Annotated in this window: 15 protein-coding genes and 1 pseudogene; 7 read left to right on the top strand and 9 right to left on the bottom strand. The window is 45.9% G+C overall.

Features of this window, described 5'->3' with window-relative positions:
* The first annotated feature begins 68 nt into the window (after positions 1-68).
* A complete protein-coding gene (nosA, locus tag ACMX2I_RS17880; RefSeq protein ID WP_414957767.1) occupies positions 69-1,160 on the top strand; it encodes a nitric oxide synthase in 1,092 nt (363 codons plus the stop codon).
* Here the strand turns inward: nosA and ACMX2I_RS17875 are convergent.
* Entirely contained in the window at positions 1,151-1,426 is a 276-nt protein-coding gene (locus tag ACMX2I_RS17875) for an acylphosphatase (protein WP_087992538.1), read from the bottom strand. The genes nosA and ACMX2I_RS17875 overlap by 10 nt on opposite strands.
* A gap of 66 nt (positions 1,427-1,492) precedes the next feature.
* Here ACMX2I_RS17875 and ACMX2I_RS17870 point away from each other — a divergent pair, with 66 nt between their 5' ends.
* Positions 1,493-2,158, top strand: a complete 666-nt coding sequence (locus ACMX2I_RS17870; protein ID WP_414957765.1) for an MOSC domain-containing protein — start codon at positions 1,493-1,495, stop codon at positions 2,156-2,158.
* Positions 2,159-2,204: 46 nt separating this feature from the next.
* Here the strand turns inward: ACMX2I_RS17870 and ACMX2I_RS17865 are convergent, their stop codons facing one another.
* The 4 genes from ACMX2I_RS17865 to map form a co-directional block, all read right to left on the bottom strand.
* Positions 2,205-2,336 carry a YflJ family protein gene (locus ACMX2I_RS17865; protein ID WP_087992540.1) on the bottom strand — a complete coding sequence of 44 codons (132 nt, stop codon included), beginning with the start codon at positions 2,334-2,336 and terminating at the stop codon, positions 2,205-2,207.
* 172 nt (positions 2,337-2,508) lie between these two features.
* Positions 2,509-2,664 (bottom strand): hypothetical protein, encoded by a 156-nt coding sequence (locus ACMX2I_RS17860; protein ID WP_148963599.1) that lies wholly within the window; start codon positions 2,662-2,664, stop codon positions 2,509-2,511.
* A 110-nt stretch (positions 2,665-2,774) separates the two neighbouring features.
* Positions 2,775-3,089 carry a DUF3243 domain-containing protein gene (locus tag ACMX2I_RS17855; protein ID WP_087992541.1) on the bottom strand — a complete coding sequence of 105 codons (315 nt, stop codon included), beginning with the start codon at positions 3,087-3,089 and terminating at the stop codon, positions 2,775-2,777.
* An 81-nt stretch (positions 3,090-3,170) separates the two neighbouring features.
* Positions 3,171-3,920, bottom strand: coding sequence for a type I methionyl aminopeptidase (map, locus tag ACMX2I_RS17850; protein ID WP_087992542.1), 750 nt, complete (start codon positions 3,918-3,920; stop codon positions 3,171-3,173).
* Positions 3,921-4,090: 170 nt separating this feature from the next.
* On the opposite strand from map, the gene nagE reads away from it, so the two are divergent.
* Positions 4,091-5,449, top strand: coding sequence for an N-acetylglucosamine-specific PTS transporter subunit IIBC (nagE, locus tag ACMX2I_RS17845; protein WP_087992543.1), 1,359 nt, complete (start codon positions 4,091-4,093; stop codon positions 5,447-5,449).
* Positions 5,450-5,734: 285 nt separating this feature from the next.
* On the opposite strand, the gene ltaS is transcribed toward nagE, so the two are convergent.
* The gene (gene ltaS, locus ACMX2I_RS17840; RefSeq protein WP_414957762.1) at positions 5,735-7,684 is read right to left on the bottom strand and encodes a lipoteichoic acid synthase; all 1,950 of its coding nucleotides are present in this window, start codon (positions 7,682-7,684) and stop codon (positions 5,735-5,737) included.
* Positions 7,685-7,942: 258 nt separating this feature from the next.
* On the opposite strand from ltaS, the gene ACMX2I_RS17835 reads away from it, so the two are divergent.
* Together ACMX2I_RS17835 and ACMX2I_RS17830 are read left to right on the top strand one after the other, a co-directional pair.
* A complete protein-coding gene (locus ACMX2I_RS17835) occupies positions 7,943-8,335 on the top strand; it encodes a DUF1992 domain-containing protein (protein ID WP_394716678.1) in 393 nt (130 codons plus the stop codon).
* A 128-nt stretch (positions 8,336-8,463) separates the two neighbouring features.
* On the top strand, positions 8,464-9,879 hold the full coding sequence (locus ACMX2I_RS17830) for an alanine/glycine:cation symporter family protein (protein ID WP_414957760.1): 1,416 nt from the start codon (positions 8,464-8,466) through the stop codon (positions 9,877-9,879).
* On the opposite strand, the gene ACMX2I_RS17825 is transcribed toward ACMX2I_RS17830, so the two are convergent.
* From ACMX2I_RS17825 to ACMX2I_RS17815, 3 genes and pseudogenes are all read right to left on the bottom strand, one after another.
* On the bottom strand, positions 9,876-10,061 hold the full coding sequence (locus tag ACMX2I_RS17825) for a hypothetical protein (RefSeq protein ID WP_414957758.1): 186 nt from the start codon (positions 10,059-10,061) through the stop codon (positions 9,876-9,878). The genes ACMX2I_RS17830 and ACMX2I_RS17825 overlap by 4 nt on opposite strands.
* 146 nt (positions 10,062-10,207) lie before the next feature.
* Complete coding sequence (locus tag ACMX2I_RS17820; RefSeq protein WP_414958356.1) at positions 10,208-10,609, bottom strand: hypothetical protein; 402 nt, start codon at positions 10,607-10,609, stop codon at positions 10,208-10,210.
* Positions 10,610-10,624: 15 nt separating this feature from the next.
* Positions 10,625-11,158 (bottom strand): annotated as a pseudogene (locus tag ACMX2I_RS17815) (spore germination protein); the annotation flags it as partial.
* A gap of 206 nt (positions 11,159-11,364) precedes the next feature.
* Between ACMX2I_RS17815 and treP the strand changes: the two are divergent.
* Complete coding sequence (gene treP, locus ACMX2I_RS17810) at positions 11,365-12,777, top strand: PTS system trehalose-specific EIIBC component (protein ID WP_414957756.1); 1,413 nt, start codon at positions 11,365-11,367, stop codon at positions 12,775-12,777.
* A gap of 71 nt (positions 12,778-12,848) precedes the next feature.
* Complete coding sequence (gene treC / locus ACMX2I_RS17805; protein WP_414957755.1) at positions 12,849-14,537, top strand: alpha,alpha-phosphotrehalase; 1,689 nt, start codon at positions 12,849-12,851, stop codon at positions 14,535-14,537.
* Positions 14,538-14,541: the final 4 nt, after the last annotated feature.

Genomic DNA, 14,541 nt, shown 5'->3' with positions numbered 1-14,541 from the left:
ACCATTTGTCTTCCCGCTTAAAAACGATACAATGAGAAGCATGAATGCGATTTGAAGGAGAGAGTTTGTTGAAAGAAAAAGAAATACTCTGGAACGAAGCGAAAGCGTTTATTGCAGCATGCTATCAGGAATTGGGGAAGGAAGAGGAAGTGAAAGACCGTCTCGATAGCATAAAAAGTGAAATTGACCGGACTGGGAGCTATACACATACGAAGGAAGAGCTTGCGCACGGAGCGAAAATGGCTTGGAGAAACAGCAATCGCTGCATCGGCAGATTGTTCTGGAATTCTCTGAATGTCATAGACAGGCGTGACGTCCGTACGAAGGAGGATGTGCGGGACGCCCTTTTTCATCACATTGAAACCGCCACAAATAACGGGAAAATCAGGCCGACCATTACGATTTTTCCTCCGGAAGAGAAGGGTGAAAAGCAAGTCGAGATTTGGAATCATCAGCTGATACGGTATGCTGGTTATGAGTCAGGCGGAGAAAGAATCGGCGACCCGGCTTCCCGTTCCCTTACCGCAGCCTGCGAGCAGCTTGGCTGGCGCGGAGAGCGAACCGATTTTGACTTGCTGCCGCTCATTTTTCGCATGAAAGGCGACGAACAGCCTGTCTGGTATGAACTGCCGCGTTCACTTGTCATCGAGGTTCCAATCACACATCCGGACATCGAAGCGTTTTCTGATCTGGGGCTGAAATGGTACGGCGTGCCAATTATTTCTGATATGAAGCTCGAGGTCGGAGGCATTCATTATAATGCCGCGCCGTTTAACGGCTGGTACATGGGCACGGAGATCGGAGCAAGAAACCTGGCAGATGAAAAGCGATACGACAAGCTCAAAAAAGTGGCGTCCGTTATCGGCATCGCCGCTGATTACAATGCTGATTTATGGAAGGATCAAGCGCTTGTTGAACTGAATAAAGCGGTGCTGCACTCGTATAAAAAGCAAGGTGTCAGCATCGTTGACCATCATACGGCAGCAAGCCAGTTTAAACGGTTTGAAGAACAGGAGGAAGAAGCGGGCAGAGAGCTGACGGGAGACTGGACGTGGCTGATTCCGCCGATTTCACCCGCTGCCACTCATATCTTCCACCGTTCCTATGATAACTCAATCGTTAAGCCGAATTACTTTTATCAGGATAAGCCCTACGAATAAACAATGGAAAATCGTTGATGGCCTTCTAGGCTGCTGGATTCAGTGACTGAGAGGTCGGTAACCTTTGAGAAAGGACTGCCTTTTTTTACAGCCTCAAGAAACGATTGTAACGTGTTTTCCGGGCCTTCCGCCAAAATCTCGACCCGGCCGTCATCACGGTTTTTGACCCAGCCTGCCAGTTTTCGCTTATCGGCTTCCATTTGAACAAAATAGCGAAAGCCCACACCTTGAACCCGGCCGTCTGCAACGATTCGATATTGAAGCATGGAAAAACCACCTTTTCTTTTTATGATAAACAATCATTTTACAACCTGTAAAGGGGATGTGTTCGTATGAAACCACCGCACTATTCAGTTCTTTCTCTTAATCTCGGGAAGCCGCAGACGCTTGAATATGACGGAAAGAAAATCGAAACCGGCATCATGAAGCAGCCGGCTGATTCCGCTGTCATGCTGTATCGGGAGAATTTTGATGGAGACGGACAGGCGGACCTCATCAATCATGGGGGACCTGATAAGGCGGTCTGTGTCTATCCGGCAGAGCACTATCCGTTTTGGGAAGAGTTCCTCTCAAAACCGCTGCCAAGCGCTGCGTTTGGTGAAAATTTGACCGTCAAGGGCCTGACCGAGGAGAACGTTTGCATCGGGGATGTGTACAAGCTTGATGAAGCTGTTGTCCAGGTCAGCCAGCCGCGCCAGCCTTGTGTAAAGCTGGCGAAAAAGTTTGGCGTAAAGGATATGGTGATGAAGGTTCAAGAAACCGGCTATACCGGATTTTATTTTCGTGTGCTGGAAGAGGGCAGGGTGTCTCCCGGCGCCAAACTTGAATTGCTGTCCAGAGGCCAGAAAGACATATCCGTTCAATTCGCAAACCGTATCAAATACCATGACGCGAAAAACCTCGCCGCCATTGAACGGATTTTAAGTGAAGACACACTGTCGGAAAGCTGGAGAGCGTCCTTTATGAAAAAAAGGGACAGGCTGCAGCCGGCTGAATAGAAAAAAAGCCGCGCATACAACGTGCGCGGCTTTACTATTCTTAAGATCAATTTTTCTTTGTTTCAAGCAGGTTGGCAAGAAAATAGGTTTTATAGCTTTGAAGCTTTCTTCCTTCATAGTGCGTGATCCCCTGCTTTTTTAATTCTGCCACATACCAGCCTTTACTGCCGTAATGCATGTCAGAAAACTCCTTTCCCTATCTCTCCCGCTGGAGAGGATTTTACCAAGCGATTGGCATTGTAACATCTATGGAAAGATGCTGAAAAGAGGTGCGGGAAAAACTGAGCCTTTTGCACTAGCTGTAAGAATCTTCTTCTGTATGTATATGCGGAGAAAAGGCTGAATATGATTTAATGGCCGGTCAGTTTGATGATGACAACGCCCAATGTCATAATGCTGAAAACAATGCCGATATATGTGAGCATCCCGTTTTTTTTCTTCACGCCATAAACGGTCATAATGATACCTTCAATGAAAAAAATGATGCCGAAAATAATAAACCACATGCAGATAAAGGCTCCTTTCGCAGACATAATAGTAGTGTAGCATATCTGGAAGAGCCGGGCTGTGACAATATCAAGAAAGCCGGGCAGCATATGCGCCCGGCTCTTGTTTTTTATTGCTTATCAACCAATTTGACCAGCAGTTGTGCCAAATGTTTTTTCTCGTCTTCATCCGCAACACTCCAAAGCTCTTGCAGGAGCATTTCTTCACTGTTGTGCGGCTCTTCATGCTTCGCGAGGTAGTCTCCCAGAATCGCGGCGCTTTTCACAAGCTTGCCGTCGTCCAATCCCAGCTTTTTGCCTCGGTTGACTTGTTTACTCAAGTAGTCTTTAAATTCCTCAAAGTCTTTTAAGATTTCTTCTTTTGTTATGCCATGCATGGCATTCATTTCGTTTTCAATTTGGATTTTTTCTGGATCTCTGTTCATTGCAATACCTCCTCCTGCGGGATAGTGATGTTTTACCTGCAATTGGAGGAGGTTAAACCTTCCGGCAGCCCGGAATGTGTTTTACAGTTTTGTCAGGATAATCGGCTCATCTTTTGTGATAACGATGGTGTGTTCAACTTGGGCAACCATGCTTTGATCAGGCGTCTTGAACGTCCAGCCGTCTCCGGCTTCAACAATCGTTTCCGCTTTCGTTGAAATAAACGGTTCAAGCGCGATAACTGTGCCGTTTTTGAAAAGCGCGTTATCAAACGGATCATAATAATTCATGATGTGGTTTGGCGCTTCATGCAGGCTTCTGCCGATTCCGTGGCCGGTCAGGGTTTTGATGACGGTAAAGCCTTTAGAGCGTGCTTCATGATAAACGGCTCTTCCGATTTGGTTTTGGCGCTTGCCTGCTTTGGCCTGCTGCAGCCCTTTTTGGAAAGCGTCTTCCGCGCATTGGCAAAGCTTATGAAGGCGTTCTTCTCCTTCGCCGAGCACAAATGAGATGCCTGTGTCGGAATAAAAACCGCCGAATTCAGCGGAGATGTCAATGTTCACAAGATCTCCCGCTTTTAAAATTTTAGAAGTGCTTGGTATGCCGTGAGCCACTTCATCATTTACGCTGATGCATGTCACACCCGGAAAATCGTATTCCTTCTCAGGAGCTGAAACAGCACCGTGCTCATCAAGAACCGCTTTTCCGATAAGGTCAAGGTCTTTTGTGCTCATGCCGGGCTCTGCTTTCCGTTTCATTTCTTCACGCGCCAGCGCTACGATTCTTCCGATTTTTTTCAGGCCTTCTAATTCTTGATCGTTTGTTACAATCATCTGTCATTCCCGCTTTCTTTTTAAATAATCTATTTTAAGCTTACCACAACTGCCTTAAAAATAGGAAACACACGGACCTGGGAAAAAAGAAACACCCCGAGAAAATTGGTATAGATCACTAGATATCCTATATGGTATATTTGAAAAAAAAGGGTATGAGGGGGATGGGTATGCTTTCATTTTTACAAAAACTCGGGAAGTCATTTATGCTTCCGATTGCGGTTCTTCCTGCGGTTGGAATTATCCTTGCGCTTGGCAGAGAGGATTTATTGAATATCCCGTTTGTCTATCAAGCGGGGGCGGCGATTTTTGATCATCTGCCGCTCATTTTCGCGATCGGAATTGCCATCGGCATTTCAAAGGACAGCAATGGGGCCGCGGGTTTATCAGGGGCGATTTCATATCTGATGCTGGACGCAGCGACAAAGACAATTGATAAAACAAACAACATGGCGGTGTTTGGGGGAATCATTGCCGGTTTAATTGCCGGTTACACCTATAACCGCTTCAAGGATACAAAGCTGCCTGAATATCTGGGATTCTTCAGCGGCAGGCGGCTTGTGCCGATTGTAACAGCCATTATTACGATTATTTTAGCCGGCATCTTCGGAACCGTCTGGCCGCCGATTCAATCAGGGATTAATACGTTTGGAGAATGGATGCTGGGGCTCGGCGGCATCGGGGCTGGCATATTCGGCCTGTTCAACAGGCTGTTAATACCGCTTGGTCTTCACCACGTGTTGAACAATATTTTCTGGTTCCAATTCGGAGAATATAACGGAGTGACGGGAGACCTGGCGCGCTTTTTCGCGAAAGATCCGACTGCGGGCACATATATGACCGGTTTCTTCCCAATCATGATGTTCGGTCTTCCGGCGGCGTGTCTGGCTATGGTTGTGACTGCAAAGCCGTCAAAACGGAAAGCAACGGCGGGAATGATGATCGGATTTGCCTTGACTGCGTTTATCACAGGGATTACGGAGCCGATTGAGTTTGCGTTTATGTTTTTGTCTCCGCTATTATACGCTGTTCACGCGGTCTTAACCGGGCTGTCTTTATTTATCGTCAACTTGCTCGGCATCCGCTCAGGCTTCTCTTTTTCAGCAGGAGCCATCGATTATGTGCTCAGCTACGGAATTGCAGAAAAGCCGCTGCTTCTGCTTCTGGTAGGCATATGCTATGCGGCTGTATACTTTATTGTGTTTTATGTGCTGATTAAGGCATTGAATTTAAAAACGCCGGGACGGGAAGATGATGATGTGGATGAAGTGCTGGATGAAAATACCGTTCAGGATGTGAATGAAAACATCATGCTCAAAGGGCTCGGCGGAAAAGAAAACCTTCAAACCATTGATCATTGCGCCACAAGGCTGCGGCTGACTGTGAAGAATACCGCTTTAGTGGATGAAGCGCTGCTAAAGAAAGCAGGCGCAAAAGGGGTTGTCAAATCAGGCGGACAATCGGTTCAAGTCATCATTGGCCCAAATGTGGAATTTGCGGCGGAGGAATTGAGAGCTGCGGTAAAATAAAAAAGCGGAGAGGGCATCCTCTCCGCTTCAGCGTGTCGACAAACCCTCGCATTCGTTGTCAGTCCTGCGCGTCGATGCTCACGTGAGAAAAGATCAGCGGCTAAAAGCTGATCGTCCTGCTCAAACGCCGCTGTCACCGCATCCTGCGGAAGTCTGCTTCGATGCTCGTCCTTCCTAGAATTCAAGGGTTTTCAATCACGCTGAAAAGATGACAAAATCCTAAAACTTAACCGTTTTAGGATTGTCAACAATATGAAGCGGAGAGGGCATCCTCTCCGCTTTTTCTTATTGATCTGCATCTTCCGTTGACGTTTGGGAAGAATCTTCGTCACGTTTTGTGTAATCATAATCAGAAGGGTTCACCTTCGTAAAACCTTTCGGCTCGTAGAAACGCAGCAGGTCTCCGTTTATGATTTTATCGGACATTTCAAGTTCCTTCTTGACGAGGGAGTCTTCTGACTTGTCGACTTCAGATTCCTCAAGCTCTTTTCCGGTTTTTGTATCGTAATACTTTCCGGATACTTTCGTGTACTTCGGTGAAACAAAGTCTCCGTTACGGAACGGAATCACTTCACGGTGTTCTTTAGATAAAATATCAGAACCGGACATCAGATAGTCTTTCGTATCCACTCCGAGCAAATGCAGAATGGTAGGAGCCACATCGACGTCTCCGGCATATTTATGAACTCTCTCGCCCTTCACGCCGGCAGCGTGGATAAAGAGCGGAACCCGTTGAAGCTGAGCGTTGTCATAATCGGTAATTTCATCTTTGTCAAGCACTTTGGCCATCGCTTTATTGTGGTTTTCAGAGATGCCGTAATGGTCTCCGTACATCACGATAATCGATTGGTCATATAGCCCGTCTTTTTTCAGGTCATTGAAAAATTGTTCAATAGACTGATCAAGGTAATGGGCTGACTGGAAGTAGTTGTTGACGACAGAGTCACCAAAGTCTCCAGCCGGGAAGTCTGTATCCCCCTCATCCATTCCGAATGGGAAGTGGTTAGACAGGGTAATAAACTTCGTATAGAACGGTTGCGGCAGGCTTTCTAACAGCGGCATTGATTCTTTAAAGAACGGTTTGTCTTTCATGCCGTAGTTTTTCGTGTTTTCTTCGTTCATGTCATAGTACGCAGAATCGAAGAACTTATCAATGCCTTCCGCTTTGTACATTTCGTTACGGTTCCAGAACGTCTGCGTGTTTCCGTGGAACGAAGCAGATGTGTAATCCTTAGACTTCAGAATCGCCGGAACGGATTGAAGCGTGTTTTGCGCTTTGTTTACGAAAACGGAACCTTGAGCCAGCGGGTACAGAGAGTTTTCCATCATAAATTCCGCATCGGATGTTTTACCCTGTCCCGTTTGGTGGAAAAAGTTATCAAAGTAGAACGTTTCGTTATCATGTGCCAGTTTATTTAAGAACGGTGTGACTTCTTTGCCGTCAATTTTATAGTCGATGATAAAGGACTGCAGAGATTCAAGTGAAACATAAATGACGTTTTTTCCTTCCGCTTTGCCGAAATACACGTTATTCGGCACGTCGTAATTGGCTTTCATGTAGTTTTCCACTTCCGTCACGTCGCTGGAATCGGCAAGCGCGCGCTGACTGTTGGACTTGATATTCTGGACAGCGTCATAAATCGTGAAATTGTATGTGCCTAAGTATTTCACCAGATAGTTTCGGTCGAATGATCTTGTCAGCAATTCAGGGCGGTCTGATTCCGCAACTGCCAGGTTGATGAGGAAAACAAGAATCGAAGACGCAAGAACGATTCGGAACGATTTTTTGCTCGACGTTTCTACAGGCTTGTTCACTTTGATCGCCAAGATGATCAGAATGATCGTATCGATAAAGTAAAAGACGTCAGCCGGGCTCATCAGCGAAAATGCGCTGTCGCCGAGTTGGCCGCCGTTTGTTTTAGCCTGCATAATGACCGGAATTGTAATAAAATCATTGAAAAATCTGTAGTACACAATGTTTGCGTACAGTAAAAAAGACATTAAAAAATGAATCACTATGATGGCTGTCTGCTGTAATTTTTTCTTGAACAAAAGTCCAAAGCCAAGAAAGAACAAGCTTGAGCTGAGAGGATTCACAAAAAGCAATATTTTTTGTATCGTGTTGTCTATTCCTAAGTTGAAATTCAGGACATAACCGACATACGTTTTGATCCATAATAGGACGACCGCGATTAAGAAGAAGGCCAGTCCTCTTTCTTTTATAAATGTTTTCATTGTTACACTCCTTTTTTCCGATCACAGTTCGAGCGAAACGATAGAAAAAACGAACGTATCAAATATAACACGAATCAGCAGATTAGAAAAGTGAAAATCGTCTGGTGGAAAAAGTGGCGAAAAACGCCGTCGAATCAATGTTTTTCTTTACATAGTGCCCTAATATAAAAAAGGTTTCTTTGTGGAAATGAAGGAATAAAATGGAATGGTGGCTGCTGTATGATAAAATAGAGGAAATGGCTGAAAAGAGGTGAAAGGATGGATTTTTCCCATATTGTGTCTGAAGATAAAATAAAGCGCGCCATCAAAGACGGAGAATTTGAAAACCTGCCGGGAATGGGAAAACCGCTGCCGAAGGATGACGCGGCACACTTGCCGGAATCGCTCCGCATGAGCTACCGTATGTTAAAAAATGCGGGGATGGCAGAGGACGAGGGCGCGCTCAAAAAAGAACTCATGACCATCGACCATTTAATCGCAAAGTGCCTTGACGAAAAAGAACGGGAACAATTAATCAGAAAAAAAACTGAAAAGCAGATGATGCTTGATAAGCTTGCCGGCAAAAAAGGCATGTTTTCGAAGCCAGCATCCGCTTTTTATAAGAATAAAGTATATGACCGGCTTGGACGAAACAGACCTTCTTCCAGCTGATTTGTCTTGTCTAAAAGGATGGTGATTGATAAAAGCCATCCTCTTTATGTTCCAATGGTCTCTGTCTAAGATGTTTATGTTTATCCGTCGTGGGGGAAATGACTCATAAACGAAAAAAGGGTGATGGGATGGAACGACTATTAGGATGGATAGAACGTATATCTGATTGGCTGTGGGGGCCGCCGCTAATCATCTTGCTGACGGGTACGGGATTGTATTTCACCATTTTGCTGAAATGTTTTCAATTTCGCTATCCTTTATATATTTTCAAGCAAACGATCGGCAGCGTAGGAAAGAAGCCGAAGGGAGAGGGCACAGTCACACCGCTTCAGGCATTGACGTCAGCCCTCAGCTCAACTATCGGTGCGGCGAATATTGTCGGTGTGCCTGCCGCTATTATGTTTGGCGGTCCCGGAGCGGTTTTTTGGATGTGGTTTATTGCCTTATTTGCCATGGCGATTAAGTTTTCTGAAAGTGTGCTTGCTGTTCATTACAGAGAAAAAAATGAGCAGGGGGAATTTGTCGGGGGACCGATGTATTACATAACAAAAGGGCTGCGCATGAAATGGCTCGGCGTATTTTTCTCTGTAGCGCTGATCGTGGAACTGATCCCGAGCATTATGGTTCAGGGGAATTCGGTTTCAGTTTCTCTTGCCCAAACATTTTCTTTCAATAAAATATACGCGGGAATCGGCATTGCGTTTTTGGTTGGATTAGTGGTGATAGGAGGGGTAAAGCGGATTGGAAAAGTAACAGAGTTCATCGTGCCTCTTATGGCAGGGGCATATGTTGGGGCCGGTCTCCTGATTTTTCTCACGAATCTTTCAGCGGTGCCGGCGTTTTTCTCTCTTATCTTTTCGAATGCGTTTACCTCAACTTCAGCAGTTGGAGGGTTCGCAGGTGCTGCGCTGGCTGAAACCGTTCGCTGGGGCTTTGCCCGCGGGCTGTATTCTAATGAAGCCGGAATGGGAACAGCGCCGATTGCACATGCGGCGGCCATGACTGATCATCCTGTGAGGCAAGGGTTCTGGTCTGTGATCGGCATTGTCATTGACACCTTGATCATCTGCACCACCACGGCTTTTATCGTCATTGCATCCGGTGTTTGGACAGGAGGAAATGCCTCAAATGACCCGGCAGCACTGACAACGGCTGCGTTTCAGCACTATTTCGGTTCCGGCGGAGGGTACTTCGTCTCGATTGCCCTTGTCTTCTTTGTGATATCAACCATTATGGTTGTTATTTTTTACGGCGTTAAGCAAGCTGAATTTCTGTTCGGGCGGTTGGCAGGACATGTGATCAAAATCGTTTATTTAGCGGCTATTATCATAGGGGCCGCAGGCGGAGCAAAAGCCATCTGGGGATTTCTGGACTTAGCATTAGTTTTTATTGTCGTTCCGAATGTGATTGCGCTCCTGTTATTGAGCAGAAAGGTAAAAGCGCTATATACCGAGTTTTTCACATCTGAACAGTACTACCTGAAAGACAGAGGAAAAACGAAACAGAATGCTGTTTATCAGACAAAAGAAACCAAAAACTCTTAGTGTTTTGCCCTCGCACCGGCCATCGATTTCGTTTTGACAAATAGATAAATGAGCAAAGGCAGCAAAATGGAAATGAACACATTGATGACCGGTTTGAATCTGTTAAAGGCGATCAGATGATTTGTGTTTTGGAAAAACCAAAAGCTGCACACTAAAGAAAACATGCCGGTCGGTGTGTACATAGCTTTTACCTCAATTGTTGAATGTAAGAAGGAAAGCCCGTATACCACCTGCGATTTTCACCATTAATGACGGGGATCCGCAAGGCAGCGATCTGAACGGTCTAAAAAATCAGTAATTCGGATCTGCCTGATCAATATAGGCCGGATCAAAAAAAGTAGATGTCAGGTTGGGACATCACCGCTAGCAATAAAGCCCCCAGCAGTATCGCGAAAATGGTGTGTTTCAGCGGGATGCTCCAGCTTGAGCAGAGAAGCGGAAGGATGATCAATTCCTCCATCGTCCCAAAGGCATCAAAACCTGATTGGAGGTTTTGGATCGGTCCTTCAAAGACCGGTGTTACATTTTGCAGCTCAATTTGTGCGGCAAGCGTAAACGGAAGGAACAAGGCCAAGGTGCCGAATGGAACTAAAAAGATCTGCGCTATTCTGGTCAACGTTTCTTTTCCTTCTCTGGCAATACAGATCGCTGCAAAAATAATGACGCCGCCAAGAACGGCCATGATGTTCGGGAGAAATAAAATATGAATCAGATTGATGAAAAAACGCATATCATGAGCGTTGATTAACAGGAAATACAAAGAAAACAGAAAAATGATAAATCGGCTTTCTAGAAGCTGGGCGGCGACGGTATCGGGTCTTTCTGTGTATTGCAGCTGGGGAAAAGCGAGTACGTATCGTCTTCGTTAAACTCTTCAATATTTCCGCTTTCTAACACGGCATCAATCTTGATGTTTTTGCTTCTTTTTTCACTTTGTCAATGACCTTTGGATCAGCAATCCCGTCAATATAGACCAAGGCAATGTACCGATTTTAAAAGAGATCATGTTTAGCTGAAGCGTTTTGACGCGAAAGTGCACAAGAGCGGTACTGACCCTGAGGCTTTCAGTGAAGCCCTCTCTTAATCCTCTGATGATCGATTCTGTGATCGGTTCCTCAATGCTTCTTCTTTGACCGCCTTTTATTTTTAAGATCAGGCATTTTGAATGCCAGTCTGCAAACAAAACCGCGTTTCCCTCAATGATGGATTCAGCCACTTTGCTTACACTCGTTTCTGTCGCTACGTTTGATATCGATAGACTGTTTTGCAGCGCTTTTTCGCGTTTATTCATAGAGGCTCACCCTGCTTTTTCAATGTCTTATTCAACAAATGCTTGTGACTTTTAGGGTAACCTTGTCTGTTTCAGATATTCTCAGTCTGGGATGAAAGCGCTATAAAAGTTGTTGACTACATGTATATACAAGTATACAATATAATTATAAGTTGTATAGACAAGTTATAAAAAACGGATACGGAGGGGTTGGCATGGGGGAACTGAACACATCGGCACGGCAGATTGTCGAAGCAGTCGGCGGCGCCGAAAATATTGCAGCGGCAACTCATTGTGTTACACGTTTGCGTTTTGCATTGATAGATGAAAGCAAAGTTGACCAAGAAGTGCTTGATCAAATTGACATTGTAAAGGGATCGTTTTCAACAAACGGGCAATTTCAGGTCGTGATCGGCCAAGGAACGGTCAACAAAGTATATGCAGAATTGATCAAGGAAACGGGGATTGGCGAGTCAACAAAGGACGAAGTGAAGAAGGCTTCAGAAAACAATATGAATCATTTGCAGCGGGCTGTGAAAACGCTTGCAGATATTTTCATTCCGATATTACCTGCGATTGTCACGGCGGGTCTCTTGATGGGGATCAATAACATTTTAACGGCGCAAGGCATTTTCTTCAGCACAAAATCGATTGTGCAGGTCTATCCGCAGTGGGCGGATCTTGCTAATATGATTAACCTGATTGCGGGAACGGCCTTTACGTTTCTGCCTGCGTTAATCGGCTGGTCAGCGGTCAAACGGTTCGGCGGCAACCCGCTGCTTGGCATTGTGCTCGGCGTGATGCTCGTGCATCCTGATTTGTTGAATGCGTGGGGATATGGCGCTGCAGAACAAAGCGGAAAGATTCCGGTATGGAATTTGTTTGGCCTTGAGGTGCAGAAAGTCGGCTATCAGGGACAGGTGCTCCCGATTTTGCTTGCTTCTTATATGCTGGCGAAAATCGAGGTGTTTTTAACAAAAAGGACACCTGAAGGCATACAGCTGCTCGTTGTAGCGCCGATTACGCTTCTCGTCACAGGTTTTGCCTCTTTTATCATCATCGGCCCGGTTACATTTGCGATCGGAAACGTGCTGACTTCAGGGCTTATCTCGGTGTTCGGCTCTTTTGCCGCAGTGGGCGGTTTGTTATATGGCGGTTTCTACTCGGCGCTCGTGATTACCGGCATGCATCACACGTTTCTTGCAGTCGACCTGCAGCTCATCGGCTCAAAGCTCGGCGGCACATTTTTATGGCCGATGCTGGCGCTTTCGAATATCGCACAGGGTTCGGCTGCGCTGGCTATGATGTTTATCGTGAAGGATGAGAAACAAAAAGGCCTTTCTCTCACATCAGGGATTTCTGCTTATCTCGGCATTACAGAACCTGCCATCTTCGGGGTGAATTTGCGATACAGATTCCCGTTTATCATTGCGATGGTCAGCTCCGGGATCGCCGGTATGTATATTTCTACTCAAGGGGTGCTGGCAAGCTCCGTCGGTGTCGGCGGCGTGCCGGGGATTTTCTCAATCATGAGCCAGTACTGGGGCGCGTTTGCAATCGGGATGGCCATTGTATTGATCGTGCCGTTTGCCGGAACATACGCGTATGCAAGATTCAAACATAAATAACGAATGGGAGCGGGACGTGTTTTAACGTTCCCTTTTCCCGTTTTTATTCTATAAAACGGTGGTGGAGACAGATGAAAACAGAACAAACACCATGGTGGAAAAAAGCTGTGGTCTATCAAATTTATCCGAAAAGCTTTAACGATACGACGGGGAACGGTGTCGGCGATCTGAACGGCATTATTGAAAAGCTTGATTACTTAAAAACACTTCAGGTGGATGTGCTTTGGCTGACGCCGGTTTATGATTCCCCGCAGCATGATAATGGGTACGATATTCGTGATTATTACTCGATTTATCCTGAATATGGGACGATGGAGGATTTTGAGCGGTTACTGTCCGCAGCGCATAAAAGGGGACTGAAAGTCGTCATGGATCTTGTCGTCAATCATACATCAACAGAGCACAAATGGTTTCAAGAGGCGATTTCGTCAAAAGACAGCCCGTACCGTGATTTTTATATATGGAAAACCCCGCAGGAAAACGGTTCTGTTCCGACAAACTGGAAATCGAAATTCGGCGGCTCGGCATGGGAGCTTGACGAAGCATCGGGCCAATACTATTTGCACCTGTTTGATGTGAAGCAGGCTGATTTGAATTGGGAAAATGAAGAGGTCAGAAAGCATATCTATGACATGATGCATTTTTGGTTTGAAAAGGGAATAGACGGTTTCAGGCTTGATGTCATTAACCTGATCTCTAAAGATCAGCGCTTTCCGAATGCGGAAGACGGCGGCGATGGCCGTTCCTTTTATACTGACGGACCGCGGGTGCACGAATTTCTGCATGAAATGAACGAAAAGGTGTTTTCGCATTACGACAGTATGACGGTTGGTGAGATGTCTTCAACGACCGTAGACCATTGTATCCGGTATACAAATCCCGCCAATAAAGAACTTGATATGACGTTCAGCTTCCATCATCTCAAGGTCGACTATCCAAACGGTGAAAAATGGGCCTTGGCGCCGTTTGACTTTTTGAAGCTGAAGAAGATCTTATCCGAGTGGCAGACGGGGATGCACGCTGGAGGGGGATGGAACGCTCTGTTCTGGTGCAATCACGATCAGCCGCGCGTGGTATCCAGATATGGAGATGACGGCGCGTACAGGGTGAAATCGGCGAAAATGCTCGCTGCCGCCATTCATATGATGCAGGGCACGCCTTATATTTATCAGGGCGAGGAGCTGGGAATGACGAATCCGAAGTTTACGGACATCAGCTCCTATCGGGATGTCGAATCACTGAACATGTATCACGCTTTTAAGGAAAAAGGGATGGCTGATCAAGAGATCACAGCGATTTTACAGGCGAAATCCCGAGACAACTCCAGAACGCCTGTCCAGTGGGATGATACGCCGAATGGCGGTTTTACAACGGGCGACCCATGGATACCGGTCGCCAGAAACTATCATGAAATCAATGTCGAAGCGGCGCTGAAGGATCAGAACTCAGTGTTCTATCATTATCAAAAACTGATCCAGATTCGAAAAACGTATGACATTGTGACAGAGGGGACGTATGAGTTAATCGCAAAGGATGATCCGAACATTTTTGCATATCTCAGACATGGCAACAATGAAAAGCTGCTCGTGATCAATAACTTTTACGGGATTGAGGCAGCCTTTACAATGCCGGACTCTTTAGCGCCTGGTGAGTGGAAGGCAGAGGTGCTGTTGAGCAACGATGATGTGAGGGAAGGACTGCAGAACATGACGCTCCGTCCGTATGAGTCCATTGTTTATCGTTTAACGAAACCGTGTTAAACTG

Source organism: Bacillus sp. SW14 (assembly GCF_047608225.1).
GTDB classification, from domain to species: Bacteria; Bacillota; Bacilli; order Bacillales; family Bacillaceae; genus Bacillus; species Bacillus subtilis_G.
Note: the sequence above shows the minus strand (reverse complement) of the source record. Positions and strands in the feature narration are given on the sequence as shown.

What these genes read in the sequence shown, in the direction of transcription:
- ACMX2I_RS17875 (WP_087992538.1), bottom strand. Translation starts at nt 1,426, where the DNA reads ATGCTTCAATATCGAATCGTTGCAGACGGCCGGGTTCAAGGTGTGGGC.
- ACMX2I_RS17870 (WP_414957765.1), top strand. Translation starts at nt 1,493, where the DNA reads ATGAAACCACCGCACTATTCAGTTCTTTCTCTTAATCTCGGGAAGCCG.
- ACMX2I_RS17865 (WP_087992540.1), bottom strand. Translation starts at nt 2,336, where the DNA reads ATGCATTACGGCAGTAAAGGCTGGTATGTGGCAGAATTAAAAAAGCAG.
- ACMX2I_RS17860 (WP_148963599.1), bottom strand. Translation starts at nt 2,664, where the DNA reads ATGTGGTTTATTATTTTCGGCATCATTTTTTTCATTGAAGGTATCATT.
- ACMX2I_RS17855 (WP_087992541.1), bottom strand. Translation starts at nt 3,089, where the DNA reads ATGAACAGAGATCCAGAAAAAATCCAAATTGAAAACGAAATGAATGCC.
- map (WP_087992542.1), bottom strand. Translation starts at nt 3,920, where the DNA reads ATGATTGTAACAAACGATCAAGAATTAGAAGGCCTGAAAAAAATCGGA.
- nagE (WP_087992543.1), top strand. Translation starts at nt 4,091, where the DNA reads ATGCTTTCATTTTTACAAAAACTCGGGAAGTCATTTATGCTTCCGATT.
- ltaS (WP_414957762.1), bottom strand. Translation starts at nt 7,684, where the DNA reads ATGAAAACATTTATAAAAGAAAGAGGACTGGCCTTCTTCTTAATCGCG.
- ACMX2I_RS17835 (WP_394716678.1), top strand. Translation starts at nt 7,943, where the DNA reads ATGGATTTTTCCCATATTGTGTCTGAAGATAAAATAAAGCGCGCCATC.
- ACMX2I_RS17830 (WP_414957760.1), top strand. Translation starts at nt 8,464, where the DNA reads ATGGAACGACTATTAGGATGGATAGAACGTATATCTGATTGGCTGTGG.
- ACMX2I_RS17825 (WP_414957758.1), bottom strand. Translation starts at nt 10,061, where the DNA reads ATGTACACACCGACCGGCATGTTTTCTTTAGTGTGCAGCTTTTGGTTT.
- ACMX2I_RS17820 (WP_414958356.1), bottom strand. Translation starts at nt 10,609, where the DNA reads ATGCGTTTTTTCATCAATCTGATTCATATTTTATTTCTCCCGAACATC.
- treP (WP_414957756.1), top strand. Translation starts at nt 11,365, where the DNA reads ATGGGGGAACTGAACACATCGGCACGGCAGATTGTCGAAGCAGTCGGC.
- treC (WP_414957755.1), top strand. Translation starts at nt 12,849, where the DNA reads ATGAAAACAGAACAAACACCATGGTGGAAAAAAGCTGTGGTCTATCAA.